General features: G+C 65.8%; 14 protein-coding genes. 4 read left to right on the top strand and 10 right to left on the bottom strand.

The genetic code is table 11. From position 1 onward, the window contains the following. Positions 1–32: 32 nt before the first annotated feature. The gene (gene ffh / locus AC5P8D_RS08125; RefSeq protein ID WP_010483267.1) at positions 33–1,409 is read right to left on the bottom strand and encodes a signal recognition particle protein; all 1,377 of its coding nucleotides are present in this window, start codon (positions 1,407–1,409) and stop codon (positions 33–35) included. A 122-nt stretch (positions 1,410–1,531) separates the two neighbouring features. On the opposite strand from ffh, the gene AC5P8D_RS08120 reads away from it, so the two are divergent. Next, on the top strand, positions 1,532–2,326 hold the full coding sequence (locus AC5P8D_RS08120) for a cytochrome C assembly family protein (RefSeq protein ID WP_010483269.1): 795 nt from the start codon (positions 1,532–1,534) through the stop codon (positions 2,324–2,326). A gap of 41 nt (positions 2,327–2,367) precedes the next feature. Here AC5P8D_RS08120 and AC5P8D_RS08115 read toward each other — a convergent pair whose 3' ends face one another. From AC5P8D_RS08115 to radA, 4 genes are all read right to left on the bottom strand, one after another. Continuing rightward, complete coding sequence (locus AC5P8D_RS08115) at positions 2,368–2,826, bottom strand: YqhG/Tai3 family protein (protein WP_043396681.1); 459 nt, start codon at positions 2,824–2,826, stop codon at positions 2,368–2,370. A gap of 94 nt (positions 2,827–2,920) precedes the next feature. Next, complete coding sequence (locus tag AC5P8D_RS08110) at positions 2,921–5,227, bottom strand: tetratricopeptide repeat protein (protein WP_043396683.1); 2,307 nt, start codon at positions 5,225–5,227, stop codon at positions 2,921–2,923. 48 nt (positions 5,228–5,275) lie between these two features. After that, complete coding sequence (locus AC5P8D_RS08105) at positions 5,276–7,132, bottom strand: ATP-binding protein (RefSeq protein WP_049411354.1); 1,857 nt, start codon at positions 7,130–7,132, stop codon at positions 5,276–5,278. Positions 7,133–7,371: 239 nt separating this feature from the next. Next, on the bottom strand, positions 7,372–8,748 hold the full coding sequence (radA, locus tag AC5P8D_RS08100) for a DNA repair protein RadA (RefSeq protein ID WP_049482731.1): 1,377 nt from the start codon (positions 8,746–8,748) through the stop codon (positions 7,372–7,374). 149 nt (positions 8,749–8,897) lie between these two features. Between radA and AC5P8D_RS08095 the strand changes: the two genes are divergently transcribed. Further along, positions 8,898–10,955, top strand: a complete 2,058-nt coding sequence (locus AC5P8D_RS08095; protein ID WP_099560448.1) for a putative bifunctional diguanylate cyclase/phosphodiesterase — start codon at positions 8,898–8,900, stop codon at positions 10,953–10,955. A 138-nt stretch (positions 10,956–11,093) separates the two neighbouring features. Here the strand turns inward: AC5P8D_RS08095 and cyoD are convergent, their stop codons facing one another. The 4 genes from cyoD to cyoA are packed head-to-tail and all read right to left on the bottom strand — an operon-like array spanning position 11,094 to position 15,110. Next, positions 11,094–11,435 (bottom strand): cytochrome o ubiquinol oxidase subunit IV, encoded by a 342-nt coding sequence (cyoD, locus tag AC5P8D_RS08090; protein ID WP_005408584.1) that lies wholly within the window; start codon positions 11,433–11,435, stop codon positions 11,094–11,096. Continuing rightward, positions 11,435–12,073: a cytochrome o ubiquinol oxidase subunit III gene (gene cyoC, locus AC5P8D_RS08085; protein WP_005408583.1), complete on the bottom strand. Its 639-nt coding sequence runs from the start codon at positions 12,071–12,073 to the stop codon at positions 11,435–11,437. Before cyoC ends, cyoD begins: the two co-directional genes overlap by 1 nt. Beyond that, complete coding sequence (cyoB, locus tag AC5P8D_RS08080) at positions 12,070–14,067, bottom strand: cytochrome o ubiquinol oxidase subunit I (protein WP_329764292.1); 1,998 nt, start codon at positions 14,065–14,067, stop codon at positions 12,070–12,072. Before cyoB ends, cyoC begins: the two co-directional genes overlap by 4 nt. A gap of 2 nt (positions 14,068–14,069) precedes the next feature. Then, a complete protein-coding gene (gene cyoA, locus AC5P8D_RS08075) occupies positions 14,070–15,110 on the bottom strand; it encodes a ubiquinol oxidase subunit II (protein WP_049482726.1) in 1,041 nt (346 codons plus the stop codon). A 351-nt stretch (positions 15,111–15,461) separates the two neighbouring features. Between cyoA and AC5P8D_RS08070 the strand changes: the two genes are divergently transcribed. Then, positions 15,462–16,097 carry a GyrI-like domain-containing protein gene (locus tag AC5P8D_RS08070; RefSeq protein ID WP_043396696.1) on the top strand — a complete coding sequence of 212 codons (636 nt, stop codon included), beginning with the start codon at positions 15,462–15,464 and terminating at the stop codon, positions 16,095–16,097. 13 nt (positions 16,098–16,110) lie between these two features. Then, positions 16,111–16,446, top strand: a complete 336-nt coding sequence (locus AC5P8D_RS08065) for a hypothetical protein (protein WP_043396699.1) — start codon at positions 16,111–16,113, stop codon at positions 16,444–16,446. A 118-nt stretch (positions 16,447–16,564) separates the two neighbouring features. Here the strand turns inward: AC5P8D_RS08065 and AC5P8D_RS08060 are convergent, their stop codons facing one another. Next, the gene (locus AC5P8D_RS08060) at positions 16,565–16,999 is read right to left on the bottom strand and encodes a putative periplasmic lipoprotein (protein WP_100448047.1); all 435 of its coding nucleotides are present in this window, start codon (positions 16,997–16,999) and stop codon (positions 16,565–16,567) included. Positions 17,000–17,135 lie beyond the last annotated feature (136 nt).

Here is a 17,135-nt window from a genome sequence, read left to right as displayed (position 1 = left end):
GGGCGCTACATCAGACTGCGACCGGGCCGTCATCAACGGAACGGCATGCCGCGGCCGCCCATGGCGCCCATCATGCCCTTCATGCTGCGCAACATGCCCTTCATGCCGCCGCCAGCCATCTTGCTCATCATCTTTTCCATCTGCATGTACTGCTTCATCAGCTTGTTGACGTCGGCCGGGGTCACGCCCGAGCCCTTGGCGATGCGCGCGCGGCGCGAGCCGTTGAGCAGGTTCGGATTGCGCCGTTCCTTCTTGGTCATCGAGTTGATGATGGCGATCATGCGCGGCACTTCCTTGCCCTGGCTGACCTGCTGCTTCAGATGGTCGGGGATGTTGCCCAGGCCCGGCAGCTTGTCCATCAGGCCGCCGATGCCGCCCATGTTCTGCATCTGCTCGAGCTGGTCACGCATGTCGTTCAGGTCGAACTTCTTGCCCTTGGCGACCTTCTCGGCCAGCTTGGCGGCCTTGTCCTTGTCGACCTGCTGTTCGACCTGCTCGACCAGCGACAGCACATCGCCCATGTCGAGGATGCGGCTGGCGATACGGTCCGGGTGGAACACGTCCAGGCCTTCCGGCTTTTCGCTGACACCGACGAACTTGATCGGCTTGCCGGTGATGTAGCGCACGCTCAGTGCGGCACCGCCACGGGCGTCACCGTCGGTCTTGGTCAGCACCACGCCGGTCAGCGGCAGGGCGTCGCCGAAGGCCTTGGCGGTGTTGGCCGCGTCCTGGCCGGTCATGGCGTCGACCACGAACAGGGTTTCGGCCGGGTTCACCGCAGCGTGCAGGGCCTTGATCTCGGCCATCATCGCTTCGTCGATGGCCAAGCGGCCGGCGGTATCGACCAGCAGCACGTCGACGAACGACTTGCGCGCGTCGTCGATGGCGGCACGGACGATGGCTTCCGGCTTCTGGTCGGCACTGGACGGGAAGAACAGCACGCCGACCTGCTCGGCCAGGGTCTTCAGCTGTTCGATCGCGGCCGGACGGTAGACGTCGGCCGAGACCACCATCACCTTCTTCTTGCGCTTTTCCTTCAGGTGCTTGGCCAGCTTGCCCACCGTGGTGGTCTTGCCGGCGCCCTGCAGGCCCGCCATCAGGATGATGGCCGGCGCGGGCACATTGAGGTTCAGGTCGCTGGCTTCGGCGCCCATCACTGCGGTCAGCTCGTCGCGCACGACCTTGATCAGCGCCTGGCCCGGGGTCAGCGACTTCAGCACTTCCTGGCCGACCGCACGCACCTTGATGCGCTCGATCAGGGCCTGCACCACCGGCAACGCCACGTCGGCCTCGAGCAGCGCGATGCGCACTTCGCGGGTCGCCTCGCGGATGTTCTCCTCGGTCAGGCGGCCGCGGCCACGCAGGCGCTCGATGGTGCCGGAAAGGCGCTGGGTCAGGGACTCGAACATGCGGCGCAACCTGTCTGAAAGCGGGGGACAATAAGGCAGACAGTATAACGGGTCCGCTCGCCTCCCCGGACTGCGACCACGGGGCCGTCGCCACTATCGCAGGGGTATGCGAAACTGCAACGATGACAATCGTTCTCATCGCCGTCCTGCTCTACCTGGCTGCCAGTGCCCTGCTGGTGCGCGCGCTCGGCCGCGATGAAAGCACCGGTTCCCCCACCTGGCTGTGGCCCGCCCTGCCGGCGATGCTGCTGCATGGCGGCTACCACGTGATGGTGGCGATGCGCACCAACGGCGGGCCGGACATGCACTTCTTCGCCGCGCTGTCGCTGGTCGGACTGGGCATGGCCTGGCTGACCTCGCTGGTCGGCGCGCGCGGGCGGATGTCGGCACTGGGCGTGGTGGTGTTCCCGCTGGCCGCAGTACTGCTGCTGGCCTACCACGGCTACGGCCACGAACCGAGCAAGGTGCTGGGCTGGCGCCTGGCCAGCCACGCCTGGCTGGCGCTGCTGGCCTACGCCACGCTGAGCATCGCCGCGCTGCTGGCGATCATGCTGTGGCTGCAGGAGCGCGCACTGCGCCGCCGCGAGTTCCGCCCGTGGCTGCGGGCGCTGCCGCCGCTGGCCGACCTGGAATCGCTGTTGTTCCGGGTCATCACCGTCGGCTTCGCGCTGCTGACCCTGACCCTGGTCACAGGTGTGCTGTTCGTCGACGACCTGCTGGCACAGAAGCTGGTGCACAAGACCGTGCTGAGCGTGCTGTCGTGGATCGTGTTCGGCGTGCTGCTGATCGGCCGCCGCCGCTATGGCTGGCGAGGCATGAAGGCGGTGCACTGGACGCTGGCGGCGATGCTGTTGCTGCTGCTGGCGTTCTTCGGCAGCCAGTTCGTGATCGAACTGGTGTTCGGGCATTCGCGATAGGCGGTGTGCCGACCAACGGTCGGCACCCACCGGCGCTAACGTCAAGGCTGGGCCAGGATCTTCCGCACCGAACGGCCGCTGTTGGTGAGGATGTCATCGACCTGCCAGCAGCCCTGCCCCTGACGCACCATCGATAGACGGGTCACGTAGGCCTTCTTCCAAACCGAATAGCGCATCTCGACCTCGCCGGCGGTGGCCGACGCCTCTTTCCAGCTGTAACGCACCGGGGTTTCGATGTCGCCGTCCTGCGCATCCAGCCACGGATCGGAATCGATCGTGCAGATGCCCTCTTCGCGCTGCTGGCAGGCGCGCTCGCCGCGCAGGGCCTTGCCGAAGCCGGGGCTGACCAGCGCGGGCGGCGGTTCCAGCAGGTCGCCATCGCCCGTCGTCGCTTCGTAGAACGCGCGGGCCACAACCACTGGTTCCTGGCAGGCGGGCGCGGCCTGTGCGGCTGGCGCCAGCAGCAGGCCGGCAATCATCAACATCCCTGTCTTTCGCATGTCCAATCCCTTTGGTCGTGATGGCGATCTGTTGTAGAGCCGAGCCCATGCTCGGCTGCGTTCCAGCATAAGCCGAGCGCAGGCTCGGCTCTACTTACAACCCGTAACGCTCGATCACATCCAGATGCGGCTGGCGGTCCTGGTCGCAGGCTTCGGCCAGCCGCAGCCAGCAGTGTGGGTGCGGCCACTTCGCGGTCTCCTGCTGCAGGAAGCGGTGCAGCGCCAGCGGTGCGTGGTCCTGCGGCTGCGCAACGGTGAACAGCACGCCCGGCAGGGTGCCTCCCTCCATGTCGGGGTCGGTGACGGTGTAGTCCGCGCGGCTGTGCGACCACACCTTCCAACCCTGTGCTTCGGCAGCTTCGACAAGGGCATTCCAGGCTTCTTCGCCCGGGTGCGCGCCATCGACCAGCCAGCTGCGGGCAAAACCACCGCGTTCCAGCACATGGACCTGCGCATAGGTCGGAATGAAGTGCTCGCGGGCCTCTTCTTCCTCCGGCGCCGGGTGCACCAGCGCGGCATCAAACACCACCCAGTCGCCGACCTGCTGGGCACGGTTGGCCGGTGCGTTCTCGACGATGCGTGCGGTCACCGGGCCACTGCGACGGGCGTAGTACTCCATCGGCTCGCCATTCTCTTCACTGCGGATGATCACCCAGCCCCACGGCTCCTCGACCACGCCATCCTGGCTGGACAACTCCATGCCGATCGCCGCCGCCGAGCGGCGCACCGCATCCCAGTCGCGTGCCGCGCTGGCCGCACTCATGTGGTCCCAGTGCGCGGCGTTGGGTTCCTCCAGCAGCTCCACCAGCTGCGCATAGCAGGCCTGTGCTTCGCTGAAACGGCCGGTTTCCATGTACATGCGCGCCAGCGTGCCCCGCGCGCCGTGCGAACCCGGCGAGGCGGCCAGCAGCGCCTGCGCGGCCTGCTCCAGCGCCGGCCAATCGGACACGCGACGTGCACGCTGCACCTCGCACCAGTGCGCGAACACCGGCACGCTGCCACAGTAGATCCGGGCCAGCTGACGCAGGCCCTCGTCGTCGCCCTGCTCGGTCAGCCAGCGCATCAGCGTGTAGGCGGCCGGGCCATCATCCTGATCGTGTGCGCGCACGAATCGCCACAGCAATGCGCGCGCTTCCGCCTGCGCACCACAGGCGCTCAATGCCGAGGCAGCCATCTCAGCCAGCGCCTCGTCATCGGGCAGCTGCGCCTGTGCCTGCAGCAGCCACTGGGCCTCGCGCTCCGGATCGCGCGACTGGTTCTGCTCCCCCTGCTCGCTCAGCCAGGCCAGCAGTTCGCTGGCCGGCACCGGCAGCGGCGCAACGTCAGGCAATGCATCGATACGCGCGGCCAGGTCGGCCACCAATGCTGCCGCACCACGGTCCTGGCGCAGCTGCGCCAGATGGGTACGCGCCAGTTCCAGCTGGCGCAGCGCCACCCAGCGTGCACCTCGCTGCAGCGCCAGTTCAAGGCTCAGCGCAGCGACTTCGATCAGCAGGCGGTGCGAGCCAACCTCGGCAAAGTGTTCGATGATGGTGTTGAAGCGCGTGCCCAGATCCCAGGTATTGCGTGCAGGATCGCGCCGGCACAGCGCTGCGGCCGTGTTCGCCCACAGTCGCCAGTAGGTAGGCGTCAGTTCGCTCCACGGCACCAGCTGCTGCACGGCCTCTTCGTCGCGGCCCAGCTGGGCCAGCGCCCATGCCTTGGACAGGCGGCGCGGCACCGTGCAGTTGGCCGGCTCGTACTCGCCGGACGCGGCCACTTCGGCCTCTCGCTTCTCGATCAGCAACAGCGCTTCTTCGGCGCGGCCCATGCCCAGCAGGATCTTGATCTGCATTTCCGGGAAGCTGTCGAACACTTCCTTGCCGCAGGCCTCGATCGCATCCGACTGCACCTTCAGGTAATCCAGCGCATCCTGGCCGCGGCCATCATCCAGCAGCGCATCGGCCTTTTCGCAGCTCAGGCACTGGAAGCAGGCCCAGCTTGGATCGATGCGTGCAAGCGTTTCATCGCACACCTCGACACGTTCGGGAACCCAGCCCGGGCCATCGATGTTGCCGTAGCAGGCAGCCAGATCCTGGGTCACGCAGATCGACTGCGGGCACTCCATCGTGTCCTCACGATGCGCACGCTCGAACAGCGCCACGGCTTCGCCCAGCGCGCTTTCGCCTTCGACGCGGTTGCCGACGCGATTGCGCAGCGCCCAGTGGCCGACGTAGACGTCGACCCACGGGTTGTCCAGCGCCTTGCCCAGCGCACGCGCTTCAGGCAGCAGCGCGTCGACGCGGTCGACACGCAGTTCGCTCACCTCGTCGGCGAGACGGTTCAGCAGGTGCGCGTTCTGCGCCTGGCCCGCCTGGCGCAGGTCACCCTGCAGTTTTTCGACCCAGTTCCAGATGTCCATGGGGTAAGTGCTCCTGTCTAGCGAAGGCTGGATGAGAAGGCACGGTGCTCAGCGCAGCATCTGCTGCAGGGCACCGGCGATATCGGTAAAGGCGCCGTTGAGATCCGGGCCGGGCGTAGTGTTCGCGCGTGCCAGCGGGCGGCCCTGCGCGGCGACGATGATCTTCAGTGAGCGCAGCAGGCGGGCTGCGGCTTCGGCCTGTGGATGCCCCTCGCGCTGGGCGCGCAACAGCGCCTGCACGGCCGGGTTGTCGAGGTTGAGGTACAGCCGCGACGGTGCGCGCGATTCGATGCGCGCGGTGAACTGCCGGGCCAGGCGCAGCGCGGCCATCGAAACGCGCTTGTCGTTCTCGTCGTCTTCCAGGCGCTGCTTCAGCTCGGCTTCGCGGTCGGGCACCACCACCACCGGCAGCGACTCGGGGCTGAAGCGTGCCGGCAGCAGCTGTTCGCCGTCACCGAGCTGCTCGCGCAGCCACGCCAGCTGCGCCTCGTCGAGGCTGTCATCGCTGCGGAACAGTGCACGGTTGCCCTGTTCGGTCCCCAATTCAACCAAGCGCAGGCCCTTGGCCTGGGCCCAACGGCGCAGGAACGGCACTACCGCATAGCGATGGCCGTGCGCGACCGGCACGCCCATCGCGCGGAACAGCATTTCCTCGAAGCCGCCGCCGTTGTCGAGGATCACGTGCACGGCGCCACGTGCGGGCAGCGCACTGGCCGGCAGGTCGCCCTGCGAGGTCGGCACGCGCACGTGTTCCAGCAACAGGTCGAACAGGCGATCATCGCACAGCGCTGCGCCCAGCAAGGCCTCATTGTGGCGCGTGAGAACGCGTCGCCAGGCCTCCGGCTGCTGCCGCGCGACGTCGGCCAGGCCATCAATCAGCGCTTCCAGCAGCGCATGCTGCACGGCGCGGTACTGGTCGTCGCGCTGCAGATCTTCGCGGCTGGCGGTAGGCGTCAGCCGCGAGGATTCGATCACCCCGCCAATGAACCCAGCCCAGGGCGGCAGCAGGTCGCGCGCATCGTCATCCAACAGCATGCCGCGCACGAACACCGACAGGTTGCGGTTGTCGCTGGTGCCGTAGGTAGCGCCGTCCTGCACCCACAGCAGGCCGGTGGCATCGCTGTTGCCATCGGCACGCAACGGCACGGTGACGATCGGCTCGAAATCATGCTCGAAGCGCGCTGCGAACTGCAGCGCCTGGCGGCGCGCCTGCACCGGATGCAGAGCAACATCCCCCTGCCCACGCCACGGCGGCGGCTCGGGATTGAGCGCCTCGCCCGCAGCGCCGATGAAGATCGGCTCGGACAGCAGCGCACAGTAACGGCCCAGCACCTCGTGCAGGCGCGCTTCGTTGGCCAGCGGCAGGAAATCCGGATGCAGCTCCAGTTCCACCTCGGTACCGATCGCACGTGCCGGCACCTCACTGACGGTGTACTGCTCGGCATTGCTGGACACGTACAGGTGACCCAGTTCCGGCGTCTGGTACGAGGTGGTACGCACGCTGACCCGGCGCGCCAGCACGAAGGCCGACAGGAAACCGAGGCCGAACATGCCGATCAGGCCTTCATCGTCCTCGCCGCCCTGGCGCAGGCCACGGGTGTAGCCGACGCCGACGGTGGCCAGGTAATCGTGGATTTCCTGACGGGTCAGGCCGGCACCGGTGTCGGTGATGCGCAGTACGCCAGCGGCGGCATCGACCTGCACCGAAATGCGCGAAGGCACTTCGATGCCGGGCTGTTCGATGCGGCGACGGATGATCGAATCGTGCGCGTTCTGCACCAGCTCACGCAGCGCCACCACCGGGGTGGAATACAGGTGCTTGCCCAGCACCGTCATCAGTCCATTGAGATCGACCCCGGCGCGACGGATTTCGGCGTTGGGGGCGGTGAGCGCGGTGTCCTGCATGTAATCGTTTACTCCTGGGCACGGAAAGACGCCAGAGGGCGTCTTCGTCGAGCGGGAAAAACTAGCACAGGGAAGCTGACCGTTGCTGCATTGGACATGTGTAGAGCCGAGCCGATGCTCGGCTGCTGTTCGCTCTTTGTAGCGTCGAGCCATGCTCGGCTGCTGTTCGACCACCCGTCGACCATGGCTCGACGCTACAGAAAGCAGCCGGGCGTGGGCTCGGCTCTACAGTGCTGGCATCACGCCGCGTCGATGGCCTCGGACAGGCGCTCCACCGCGATCACTTCCATGCCTTTCACCGAACCGCCCTTCGGCGCATTGGCCTTGGGCACGATGGCGCGCTTGAAGCCATGGGTGGCCGCCTCACGCAGGCGGTCTTCGCCATTGGGCACCGGCCGGATCTCGCCGGACAGGCCGACTTCGCCGAAGGCAATGGTCTTCTCCGCCAGCGGCCGATCCTGCAGCGAGGACAGCACCGCCAGCAGCACCGGCAGGTCGGCCGCGGTCTCCTGCACGCGAATGCCACCGACCACATTGACGAACACATCCTGATCGCCGACCAGCACACCGCCGTGGCGATGCAGCACCGCCAGCAGCATGGCCAGCCGGTTCTGCTCCAGGCCAACCGCGACACGGCGCGGGTTCGACAGCGGCGACGCATCAACCAGCGCCTGCACCTCCACCAGCAGCGGCCGGGTGCCCTCGCGGGTGACCATCACGCAACTGCCCGGTTGATGGGTGCTGCCACCGGACAGGAAGATCGCCGATGGGTTGGAGACCTCCTTCAGGCCCTTGTCGCCCATCGCGAACACGCCCAGCTCGTTGACTGCACCGAAGCGGTTCTTGAAGGCGCGCAGCAGGCGGAAGCGGCTGCCGCTCTCGCCTTCGAAATACAGCACCGCATCGACCATGTGTTCGAGCACGCGCGGGCCGGCGATGCCGCCCTCCTTGGTCACGTGACCGACCAGGAACACGGCGGTGCCGGTCTCCTTGGCAAAGCGCACCAGCCGCGCAGCACTCTCGCGTACCTGGCTGACCGAGCCCGGCGCGGCGGTCAGGCTCTCGGTCCACAGGGTCTGCACGGAGTCGGCCACAATCAGCCGCGGGCCGGCCCTGGACGCATGCTGCAGGATCGACTCGACGCCGGTCTCGGCCAGCGCATTGACGCCATCCAGCGGCAGCTCCAGGCGATGCGCGCGGCCAGCCACCTGCGCCAGCGACTCCTCGCCGGTGACGTACAGCACCGGCAGCTCGGCAGCCATCTTCGCCACCGCCTGCAGCAGCAGGGTCGACTTGCCGATGCCGGGGTCGCCACCGACCAGCACCACCGCGCCTTCGACCAGACCGCCGCCGAGCACGCGGTCGAACTCGCCGATGCCGGTGCTGACCCGGCGGTGCTCTGTCTGCTCCACGTCCTTCAGCGCGGTGATCTTCGGCGGGTCGATCTTGCCCGCCCAGCCGGCCCGGCGCGACGTTGGCGCCTTGGCCGCCGCCGCGCTCTCCAGCACGATTTCCGACAGCGAGTTCCAGGCGTTGCACTCGGTGCACTGGCCCTGCCACTTGCTGAATTCGGCGCCGCATTCATTGCAGACGTAGGCGATGCGGGCTTTTGCCATTGGATGATTTCCAGCAACGGGAGCAGGCGTGGCAGGATAGCCGAGCCGGGTCGCAGGTGCTGCGACCGCTCAAGTCCTGCCCACCCGCGCCGATAGGGGTCGCGGGCGTGCGCCTTGCGGGCGCCCCTCCCTCCCCCTCTGGATTCAACATGACTGGCAGTTACAGTCAGAGCCTGGTCGCCATCTCCCTGCTGGTGGCCATTCTTGCTTCGTACACAGCGCTGGACATGGCCGGCCGCCTGGCCACGGCCGAGGGCCGCGTGGCCCGCTGGTGGCTGGCCGGCGGTGCAGCGGCGATGGGCCTGGGTATCTGGTCGATGCATTTCATCGGCATGCTGGCCTTCGACCTGCCGATCCCGGTCGGCTACGACCTCGGCATCACCCTGTATTCGCTGGCGGTCTCGATCGGCGCTTCGGCCTACGCACTGTGGCTGGTGTCACGGCCCAGCCTGCCCTGGCGCCGGCTGCTGGCCGGCGCCGTACTGATGGGGCTGGGCATCGCCACCATGCACTACCTCGGCATGGCCGCGATGCGTATGCAGCCGGGCATCGACTATCACCCGGGCTGGTTCGCCGCCTCCATTGCGGTGGCCATCGGCGCCGCCGGTGCTGCGCTGTGGATCGCATTCCGCCTGCGTGCCGAGCAGCGCAACACCATGCGCCTGCGCGCACTGGCCTCGCTGGTGATGGGCCTGGCCATCGTCGGCATGCACTACACCGGCATGGCCGCGGCGCGCTTCCCGGAGGGCAGCATCTGCGGCGCGGTCGGCAGCGGTGGCATCGACACGCGTTGGCTGGCGGTACTGGTGATCGTCACCACCGTGGCCACCCTGGGTATCGCCTTGGTCGCCTCGCTGTTCGACCGGCAGATGCGCGTGCGCACCGGGTTGCTGGCCGATTCGCTGGCGCATGCCAACAACAAGCTGATCCAGGCCGCCCTGCACGACCCGTTGACCCAGCTGCCCAACCGCATGCTGCTGCAGGACCGCATCGAGCAGGCCATCGAGAAGGCGCGGCGCCGCAACCATGCGGTGGCGGTGATGTTCTGCGACCTGGACGGCTTCAAGGCGGTCAACGATGCCTACGGGCACCAGCTGGGCGACCGCCTGCTGGTGGCGGTGGCGCAGCGTATCGGCGGCCTGCTGCGTCCGCAGGACACCTTCGCCCGCCTCGGCGGCGACGAGTTCGTGATCGTGCTGGCCATCGACATTCCCGACGATGCGGTGGTGGTGGCCGAGCGGATCATCGCGGCGGCTGGCGAACCGTTCCTGCTGGATGCAGCCGAGCTGCAGGTCAGCGCCAGCCTGGGCATCGCCCTGTACCCGGATGACGCCGGCAACGAGCGCGAGCTGATGGCACACGCCGACGCTGCGATGTACCACACCAAGGAAACCGGGCGGAACGGCTATACGTTCTTCACCCCATCGATGCAGCTCAGCGCCAACCGTCAGCTGCGCCTGCTGCAGGACCTGCGCAAGGCCGTGATGCGCAATGAACTGATCCTGCATTACCAGCCCAAGTTCCCGGCCGCGGGCGCGCCAGCCACCGGCGCCGAGGCGCTGCTGCGCTGGCAGCATCCGGAGCTGGGCCTGCTGGCGCCGGACGTGTTCATCCCCATTGCCGAACGCAGCGGCCTGATCCTGCCGATCGGCGACTGGGTGCTGGACCGCGCCTGTGCGCAGTTGCGTGCGTGGCACGATGCCGGACATGCCGAATGGTCGATGGCAGTGAACCTGTCGCCCTTGCAGTTCTCCTCCCCGGCCCTTCTGGACAGCGTGCGCGAGGTGCTCGAACGGCACCGCATCGAGCCGGCGCGGCTGACCCTGGAGATCACCGAGACCACGGCGATGAAGGACGTCGACGCCAGCCTGGCGATCCTCAACGACCTGACCGCGATGGGCGTGCACATTGCCATCGACGACTTCGGCACGGGCTATTCCAGCCTGCTGTACCTGAAACGCATGCCGGCCACCGAACTGAAGATCGACCGCGCGTTCGTGCATGACCTGGAATGCAATGAAGAGGATGCCGCCATCGTCTCCTCGATCATCGCGCTGGGACGCACCCTGCAGCTGCAGGTGGTGGCCGAAGGCGTGGAGACGCAGGCGCAGCGCGAGTACCTGAGCGAACTGGGCTGCGACCAGTTGCAGGGCTACCACCTGGGCCGACCGATGGACGCCGAGGAATTTCTGCGCCGGGTGGGCTGAGCCGATGTGCGGAGCAAGCTCCGCACCCACCTCATCAGGAGATCCACGCCGTGCGTGGATGTTCCTCGCCGCCCCCCCCACGGCAAACAGAAAGGCCGCCCGAGGGCGGCCTTTCTGCGTGGCAACGTCGCGAAGACGTCAGTGCATCATGTGCACGTTCATGTTGTGCATGACCCACAGGGTGCCGACCACGATGATGCCGATCACCACCACGGTGAAGGCCGCAGCGTTGACGTTCCAGCGGCTTTCCGAAGAGCGGTCCAGGTGCAGGAAGAACACCAGGTGGACCAGCATCTGCAGCACCGCGGTGATCGCGATCACCACACCGTTGACGGTGCGCGAGAAATCACCCGACATCACCATCCAGAACGGGATGACGGTCAGCACCACCGCCAGCACGAAGCCGATCAGGTACGACTTCACGGTGCCATGGCTTTCGCCGCCGGTGCCGTGGTCGTGTGCATGGTTGTCATGTGCCATTACAGGGCTCCATTGAGGTAGACGACGGAGAACACGCCGATCCAGATCAGGTCCAGGAAGTGCCAGAACAGGCTCAGGCACGCCATGCGGGTCTTGTTGGTCGGGGTCAGGCCGTACTTCTTCAGCTGCACGAACATCACCAGCAGCCACAGCAGGCCGGCGCTGACGTGCAGGCCGTGGGTACCGACCAGGGCAAAGAACGCCGACAGGAAGGCACTGCGGTCCGGACCGTAGCCCTGGTGGATCAGGTGCTGGAACTCCCACACTTCCATGCACATGAAGCCGAAGCCCAGCAGCCAGGTGATGCCCAGCCACAGGTACATCTGGCCCATCTGCTTGCGGTGCATGGCGATCATGCCCAGGCCGAAGGTCAGCGACGAGGTCAGCAGCAGCGCGGTTTCCCATGCAACGAACGGCAGTTCGAACAGGTCCTTCGCGGTGGGGCCACCATCGGTGCCGCCCGCCAGCACCACGTAGGTGGCGAACAGCGAGGCGAAGATGAGGCAGTCGCTCATCAGGTACACCCAGAAACCGAAGACGGTATTGCCGCCGGTGTCGTGGTGCTCGTGGTCGTCATGGCCATGGGCCGCCGCGTGCGCGGCGTGCCCGTGGCTCAGGGTCGAGGTATTGGTGCTCATGCCTTCAGCTCCGACTTCACCAGGCCCTGGGCTTCCAGGTGCTTGCGGTGTTCGTTCTCGATGCGTTCCACCTCGGCGGCCGGGACCCAGTAGTCCACGTCCTGGTCGAAGGTGCGGTAGATGAACGTGGCGATCATGCCGACGAAGCCGACGATGGCCAGCCACCAGATGTGCCAGATCATCGCGAAGCCGAACACCAGGCTGAAGGCACCGATGACAACGCCCGTGCCGGTGTTGCGCGGCATGTGGATGTCGGTGTACTTGGCCGGCTTCGGCCAGGCTTCACCACGCTGCTTGCGCTCCCAGAAATCGTCCAGCTCGGTGACTTCCGGCAGCGTGCCGAAGTTGTAGAAGGCCGGCGGCGAAGAGGTTTCCCACTCCAGCGTACGGGCATCCCACGGGTCGCCGGTCAGGTCGACGGTCTTCTTGCGGTCGCGGATCGACACGGCCACCTGGATGATCTGGCACAGGATGCCGGCGCCAACGATGAAGGCACCTGCGGCGGCGATCAGCAGCAGCGGCTCGTAGGCCGGGTTGACGGTGCTCTGCAGGCGACGGGTCATGCCCATGAAGCCCAGCACGTACATCGGCATGAAGGTCACGTAGAAGCCGATGAACCAGCACCAGAACGCGCACTTGCCCCAGAACTCGTTCAGGCGGAAGCCGAACATCTTCGGCCACCAGTAGGTGATGCCGGCGAACATGCCGAACACCACGCCGCCGATGATGACGTTGTGGAAGTGGGCAATCAGGAACAGGCTGTTGTGCAGCACGAAGTCGATGGCCGGGATCGCCAGCATCACGCCGGTCATGCCGCCGATGACGAAGGTGACCATGAAGCCGATGGTCCACAGCACCGGAGTGGTGAAGTGCACACGGCCGCGGAACATGGTGAACAGCCAGTTGAAGATCTTCACGCCGGTCGGGATCGAAATGATCATCGTCGTGATGCCGAAGAAGGCATTGACGTTGGCACCCGAGCCCATGGTGAAGAAGTGGTGCAGCCACACGATGAACGACAGCACGCCGATGCAGGCGGTGGCGTAGACCATGCCCTTGTAGCCGAACAGCGCCTTGCGCGAGAAGGTCGCGATGACTTCGGAGAACACACCGAACGCCGGCAGGACCAGGATGTACACCTCCGGGTGACCCCAGATCCAGATCAGGTTGATGTACAGCATGGCGTTGCCGCCACCATCATTGGTGAAGAAGTGCGTACCCAGGTAGCGGTCCAGGGTCAGCAGCACCAGGGTGATGGTCAGCACCGGGAAGGCAGCCACGATCAGCACGTTGGTCACCAGGGCGGTCCAGGTGAACACCGGCATCTGCATCAGCTTCATGCTGGGGGTACGCATCTTCAGGATGGTGATGAAGAAGTTGATACCGCTCAGCGTGGTACCCAGGCCTGCGACCTGTAGACCCCAGATGTAGTAGTCCATGCCGACGCTTGGACTGTATTCGATGCCCGACAACGGCGGGAACGCCAGCCAGCCGGTGGCAGCGAACTCACCGATCCACAGCGACAGCATGATCAGCACAGCGCCCGACACGAACAGCCAGAAGCTGAGCGAGTTGACGAACGGGAACGCGACGTCGCGCGCACCGATCTGCAGCGGCACGGCCAGGTTCATCAGGCCGGTGATCAGCGGCATCGCTACGAAGAAGATCATGATCACGCCATGGGCGGTGAAGATCTGATCGTAGTGGTGCGGCGGCAGGTAACCCTCGGACCCGCCGACGGCGAGCGCCTGCTGGGTACGCATCATGATGGCGTCGGAGAAGCCGCGCAGCAGCATGACGAAGGCGACGATGAGGTACATCACGCCGATCTTCTTGTGATCCACCGAGGTGAACCACTCCTTCCACAGATAGCCCCACAGCTTGAACTTGGTGACCAGGGCCATGACGCCCAGGCCACCCAGCACCGCGCCGACCAGGGTGGTCAGCACGATTGGATCGTGGGGGATCGACTCAAGAGAGAGTTTTCCCAACATGTTCATTCTCCCGAACCCGCGTGGCCGGCATGGCCCGCGTGTTCGTGTTCGTTGGCATCCAGGTTTTCACCCGATTCCTTGGAATCATGTGCGTCACTGGGGGCGTGGCCCTCGTGCGCTTCATGGCTGGCGGCATCGGCAGCGGCGGCACCAGCGTGCGAGTGCTTCATGCCGTAGTGCTTGTTGTCGCCCATGTGCTTGGCGATGACCCAGTCGAACAGGCCTTCTTCGGTCTTGCCGAAGTAGGTGACCGGGTACCACTCGGCGTTGCGTGCTTCACCCAGCGCCTTGAACGAGGTCTTGTCCAGGGTCTGCTCGCCGGCACGGACCTGGTCCAGCCACTGGCGGTATTCGGCATCGGTGACCGAGTAGGCGGTGAAGTGCATCTTGGCGAAGCCCGCGCCGCTGTAGTGCGAGGACATGCCCGGGAATTCACCGGTCTCGTTGGCGATCAGATGGAGCTTGGTCTCCATCGCAGCCATCGAGTAGATCATGCTGCCCAGGTGCGGGATGAAGAAGGCATTCATCACCGTGTCGGACGTGATCTTGAAGTTCAGCGGCGTGTTGACCGGGAACTTGATTTCGTTGACGACCGCCACCTTCTCTTCCGGATAGATGAACAGCCACTTCCAGTCCAGCGAGATCGCCTCGATGGTGACCGGCTTGACGTCCGAATCCAGCGGCTTGTACGGGTCCAGTGCGTGCGACGAACGCCAGGTCAGGACCGCCAGCACCAGCACGATCATGCAGGGAATGGACCACACCACCACCTCGATCGCCGTCGAGTGGGACCACTTCGGCTCGTAACGGGCCTTGGTGTTGGAGGCGCGATACTTCCACGCGAAGGTCAGGGTCATGATGATGACCGGGATGACGACCAGCAGCATGAGCACGGTGGCCGTGATCAGCAGGGTCTTCTCATCCTGGCCGATCTGGCCCTTCGGACTGAGGATGGCCACGGCATCGCAGCCGGTGAGCATCACCAGCAACGACAGCAGCAGGCCCGGGCGCAACCAGCGCCCAAGGGTTTTCAACGGAATCATCGGTCGATCCAATTGCGAGGGAATGCCGTTCCCCGTCCTGCCTGTTCCGGCCAAAGCCGGTCCCACCGGTCCGGAAGACAGGTAGGGAGGTGGGGTCGAGTCAGCCTTTCAATTTTAGGCCGTCACCCACCATTTAAGAAAGGCATTGACAATGATCGAGCGCAGGAAAGGCCCGTTTCTGGCTGCGACACGTTGTCGCACCGCACGGGCGCGGCGGGCAGAACACCCGAGGGCGGCATCCTAGCATCGGGTGCTGGCCGGCGGTCCGCCCTCGTTCGGCAAAGTCATCTGAACCTGTTCAGGCGTGCTGACGGGTGCCCGGCATGGGATGCTCGGCGCTGGAGGAAGCCCATGGACAAGATCGACTTCAAGAAGCGCGACCGGGCGCTGTATCAACCGCCCGCCGGCAAGTTCGTACGGGTCGATGTGCCGCCCCTGCCCTACGTGATGGTCGATGGTCGCGGCGACCCGAACACGGCCCCCGCCTACCTGCAGGCCGTGCAGTGGCTGTATTCGGTGAGCTATGCACTGAAGTTCGCACTGAAGGCCACGGGCCAGGACTACGTGGTGCCACCGCTGGAAGCACTGTGGAGCGCCGAGGACCCGGCCAGCTTCGTCGCGCGGCGGAAGGATGAGTGGGTCTGGACGGTGATGATCCGCACGCCCGAGGGCATCGACCCTGCACAGTGGCAGGCCGCGATCAGCAAGGCGCGCACGAAGCTGGGAGAGGCTCCACCCAGCCTTCGCCATCAGATCCTTGCCGAGGGCCCAAGCCTGCAGACCTTGCACGTGGGCGCCTACGACGACGAAGGCCCCACCCTGGCGCAGATGCATGACGAAGTGATGCCCGCACTGGGATACACCTTTGCCGGCCCCCATCATGAGATCTACCTGAGCGACCCGCGCAGGACCGACGCAGCGCGGTTGAAAACCGTGCTGCGACAGCCGGTGCGGCCGATCGGGCCTGATGAGGATTCCCGCATATGAGACAAGGAATGCCATGCGCCTGATCAACCGATTGCTGCACTGGACCACCCTGCCCGCCGGGCGCCGCCTGATGGCCGTGCTGGGTGCCGCGCTGGTGATCGTGCTGGCCTGCAATCCGGATCTGCTGCCGTTGTTGCCGGTCGTGGATGCGCTGGGGCTGGACGTGCTGATGCTGCTGCTGGCTGCGCAGGTGGTGGCGGTCCTGCCTTGGGTGCGGGAGCGGGCCACGTGCGGAACCAGAGTGCTCGCACGCCTGCTGATCGCCGCATCGGCGGGAGCAGCAGGTGGTTATCTCCGGCAGCTCGCGTGGTGGCTGGCGCGGGACGCGGTGATCGCTGGACGTAAATGAAGGTGTGTTCCCATCGGTGACGTTGCAGACCGCCCCCTTCCCTTGGGCAGAAACAGAAAGCCCGCGCAAGGGCTGGGGCGTTCCGTTGATGGACCTGCTCGCCTTGCGTGGAGCGCGCCTAGAACGCGGTCGGACCGATCTGAATCACGCCATCATGGGCCAACGCGAGACGGATCTTGGTCCTGCCACCCGCCGTGACCATTTGGGAAATCTCGCGCCTATGCGCCGATTCATCCCCCCACGAACAGAGCCCTTTGCCCGCGAAACTTGCGCTGACAATGCGATTCCCGGAGGGAACAGACAGCGAGACAGACTCTCCCCGCTGCAGATGGGCTGCCAGGGTGCCGTCGATATACAGTGCAAGCGGGCACGCCCCACCAACCGCGCCAACGTCGCGCGTAACGATTACCTGTCCGGAAGCACTGTCACCTATCCCATTGAAGGCGAAAACCCGCTCGGCAGGCACCGGTTGCGCCTGTTCGGAGCTGATCTGACGGGTTGCACAGCCGGCAAGAACGACGCACGCCATCAGACTCACCACGATCTTCTTCATGACACCCCCTGTTGATTGAAACTGACTTGCCCGATCCAGCCCAGGGCCGCAAGCAATCCACGACGGCAATGGTAATGACCCCGACTGAGCCAGTACATGCCTGCAGTTCCATCGGACGCTTCCGCCAGGGCCGGGC

This window comes from Stenotrophomonas sp. YJH_SMC_101-4 (genome assembly GCF_059370395.1).
The sequence above is the reverse complement of the archived record's forward strand: the minus strand, read 5'-3'. Positions and strand labels throughout refer to the sequence as shown.

Bases quoted from the DNA above. Each gene is read 5' to 3' on its own strand.
- AC5P8D_RS08070 (WP_043396696.1), top strand. From the start codon at position 15,462: ATGGACAAGATCGACTTCAAGAAGCGCGACCGGGCGCTGTATCAACCG.
- AC5P8D_RS08060 (WP_100448047.1), bottom strand. From the start codon at position 16,999: ATGAAGAAGATCGTGGTGAGTCTGATGGCGTGCGTCGTTCTTGCCGGC.
- cyoA (WP_049482726.1), bottom strand. From the start codon at position 15,110: ATGATTCCGTTGAAAACCCTTGGGCGCTGGTTGCGCCCGGGCCTGCTG.
- cyoB (WP_329764292.1), bottom strand. From the start codon at position 14,067: ATGTTGGGAAAACTCTCTCTTGAGTCGATCCCCCACGATCCAATCGTG.
- radA (WP_049482731.1), bottom strand. From the start codon at position 8,748: ATGGCAAAAGCCCGCATCGCCTACGTCTGCAATGAATGCGGCGCCGAA.
- ffh (WP_010483267.1), bottom strand. From the start codon at position 1,409: ATGTTCGAGTCCCTGACCCAGCGCCTTTCCGGCACCATCGAGCGCCTG.
- AC5P8D_RS08115 (WP_043396681.1), bottom strand. From the start codon at position 2,826: ATGCGAAAGACAGGGATGTTGATGATTGCCGGCCTGCTGCTGGCGCCA.
- cyoC (WP_005408583.1), bottom strand. From the start codon at position 12,073: ATGAGCACCAATACCTCGACCCTGAGCCACGGGCACGCCGCGCACGCG.
- AC5P8D_RS08110 (WP_043396683.1), bottom strand. From the start codon at position 5,227: ATGGACATCTGGAACTGGGTCGAAAAACTGCAGGGTGACCTGCGCCAG.
- cyoD (WP_005408584.1), bottom strand. From the start codon at position 11,435: ATGGCACATGACAACCATGCACACGACCACGGCACCGGCGGCGAAAGC.
- AC5P8D_RS08105 (WP_049411354.1), bottom strand. From the start codon at position 7,132: ATGCAGGACACCGCGCTCACCGCCCCCAACGCCGAAATCCGTCGCGCC.
- AC5P8D_RS08120 (WP_010483269.1), top strand. From the start codon at position 1,532: ATGACAATCGTTCTCATCGCCGTCCTGCTCTACCTGGCTGCCAGTGCC.
- AC5P8D_RS08065 (WP_043396699.1), top strand. From the start codon at position 16,111: ATGCGCCTGATCAACCGATTGCTGCACTGGACCACCCTGCCCGCCGGG.
- AC5P8D_RS08095 (WP_099560448.1), top strand. From the start codon at position 8,898: ATGACTGGCAGTTACAGTCAGAGCCTGGTCGCCATCTCCCTGCTGGTG.